1 protein-coding gene is annotated in these 2,900 nt (G+C 60.2%); it reads right to left on the minus strand.

What is annotated here, in order from left to right:
- Positions 1-252 precede the first annotated feature (252 nt).
- The coding region (locus BQ17_RS03765) for a COR domain-containing protein (protein WP_176722277.1) at positions 253-2,900 on the minus strand (2,648 nt) is incomplete at its 5' end.

Here is a 2,900-nt window from a genome sequence, read left to right on the forward strand (position 1 = left end):
GTCTGCTCCCACGCTGGAGCCTGGGGAGCCAGCCGAAAATCAATGCCAGATGAAAATCAATGGGTTAGTTTTTAGACGGCCTCTTACAGGTTCGTATCTGTATTTTCCTATACTCAATATGTGCCCTTGGGGTTCAAACTGTCCCGCGACCTCATCGCAGCCGGATGAGTCGGTGGGCACCGGTGGGCACAACCCCGGTGGGCACAGCCCACCCTACGTTTTGTTGGATTTGGAAAACGGGTTGGGGATAGGCTACATACCGAATAGGGGGGCGAGCTTGTTATAGAGCTCAATGGCCTTGCGGGTGGTTTCGCTGCCGCCTGCGACGGCCTTGACCAGCTTGCCAAGACTGGTTTGGGCGTCGGCGATCTTATCCACAAACCCCTTGAGCCGCTGTAAAGGGCCGCGGGTCTTTTGCTTGTCATCGAGATCCTGGTTGTCCTCCAGCTTTTTCAGCGCCCCTTGGACCTTGTCCAGCTCCAACTTGAGCCGCTCGACCGCGGCAGGATCGGCATCGGACGCCTCGGCGTCTTCGGCCAGATTATCGAGCAGACCGCCGAGCGCATTGCAGACCTGGTTTTTCTGCTCGATGCGCACTTCAATGCTGATAGTCGCTTGCTGTTGCACGGACATGTACTGGTGCAGTTCGGGATTGACCTGCACATTGACTGGCTGCGGTACCCGGAGTGCGGCTAAGAGCAGCCGCTCAAGGGATGAATTGTCCCTGTCAGACAGGCGATCCAGTTCATTGCCCGCCCCCGCTGTGCCGCTGCTGAGTGCCGGCGGTTGGGCACCGGCCGTGCCCACCAACCCCTCCAGCATTGCGGAGATCGATACATCGTCTCCGCTCTCGGGGCAAGAGACGTTACCGCGGCCTTTGGAGACATATTTCTCCAGATCACGGTAGTCATACATCCTGGGCTCAACGGCCTCGGCGCAGACCGAACAGCTACAGGGCACCCGCTCGTTTACCTCCAGTCCGCTGAAGGATCGGGCATGGGTGCCTGCGATCTCATGGCGCAGCACGGCCAGCAATTGCCGACGTGCCATGGCCGGCCCGGCCACCCGCAGCCGCAGGACCTTACCGCCCCTGGGATCTTCCGTCTCCACCAGCTCGGCTCGGGCAAGCTCGGCGCCGACATCTGGGGAGCACAGGACTGCGCCTTTGCGCCAGATCAGCGGCTGGCCGTCTTTACCGGCCTCCAAGCGCTCATGCAGGCGCACGATCAAGCGTGCTAGTAGGCCCTTAGGCATGAAGGGATACTGATACTCGAAATGGAGATTATCCCGCTGCTCCCACTTATACTCCGGTGTAACGGTGGACAAGAGCTGGGGCACGATATGGAGCTCGCCGTCGCTGCCTTCCAGCGGAAAACAGATCTCGAACTGGTCCTTCTGCAACAACCGGAACAGCCGGTCGATCTCGTACTCTTGGTAGCCCTCGGCGGCGAGTGTTTGATAGAAAAATCGGCGGCGCAGCCGCCCCTGTCGGTTCTGCACCTCGTCGCGATCCAGCACCAAATACAGGGCATTCACGGCCCATTGGGGGTCCGTGATGATGAAATCCTTGAGCAACGGGTCCCGGTCGAAATAGACACAGCTGCCCACAAAGCTCAGATAGCGCAGCAGCACCCGCGCGGCCGCTTCCTGGTCGATGCCATGCTCGGTACAGAGCACGCGAAACTGCCCGAAGCCCAGATGGTGCTCCGCTTGCCGCTCTTCTACCGCCGCGCGTATCGGCCGCCAGGCCGCCGGCTGCCGCTCGCCCACATGGGGCAGTTTGGAGAGCAGCTGCTGGATGCGAATGCGCAGGTTCTCGATCCGGCCATCCGCCAGGTTTGCCAGATCCGCCTCCGCGGTCTCGATGACCAGCTCCGGAAAGCGCCGCCGATAGGTGCCCAGATCGAAATCCGTCACCTGCCGGTTCGCTTTCTCATGCAGCAATACCAGCACCGGCGTCCTACGCTCGGGTGCGCCGTCCTGGCCCAGCAGCCGGATGATCTTGAGCCAATAGTCATAATCCGTCTCCTGCCGACGCGCATCCGCCACCAACACATAGAGGGCATTCGGGGTCAGGAAGAACTGATGGGTAGCGTATTGGATCTCCTGGCCGCCGAAATCCCAGATATTGGCCGACATCTCTTGAGCTTGCTCGGACGCTTGGGAATTACTAAGAAACTCGAAAGTCATGCCCCGTTGGCTCCCTCGCCCCTTGGGAGAGGGTTGGGGAGAGGGGGGATCAATGGCCTTAGCTTCGATACGGTTAGTCGGTGCATAGGGAAAGCGCCAATCCCGATACACATTGATGCCGAGTGTCGATTCTCCCTCCTCCGGTAAGGGCGCCGCCGGGTCCAGCAGCTTCCGCGCCAAGCTGGTCTTGCCGGCACCGGCCTCGCCTACAATCAAGAGCTTGGCCTCATACAAGCGGGCGGCCTTCGCACGCAAATACGCCAATACAGCGCCCGAACCGGACCGGACAGCGGCGGTGAGGGAATCGGACAACGGGTTGCCATCTAGCTCCAGTTCGCGCAGATCCTTCAGATCGCCAATCCCGTCAGGCAGCTCCGAGAGCCAATTATCGCTGAGAGCAAGGCGAGCGAGCCGCCGGAGCTGACCGATGGATTTGGGCAGCTCCGAGAGCTGGTTGCTGCTGAGATCAAGACTGGTGAGCTGCCGGAGCTGACCGATAGATTCGGGGAGATTCGAGAGCTGGTTGAAGATAAGATCAAGGCGGGTGAGCTGCCGGAGCTGACCGATAGACTCGGGCAACTTCGAGAGCTGGTTGTTGCTGAGATCAAGGCGAGTGAGTCGCTGGAGCTGACCGATGGACTCGGGCAACTTCGAGAGCTGGTTACTGCCGAGATAAAGGCTGGTAAGCCGCTGGAGCTGACCGATGGACT

Origin of the sequence: Candidatus Thiosymbion oneisti (assembly GCF_900092655.1) — a bacterium.
Taxonomy (GTDB): domain Bacteria; phylum Pseudomonadota; class Gammaproteobacteria; order Chromatiales; family Chromatiaceae; genus Thiosymbion; species Thiosymbion oneisti.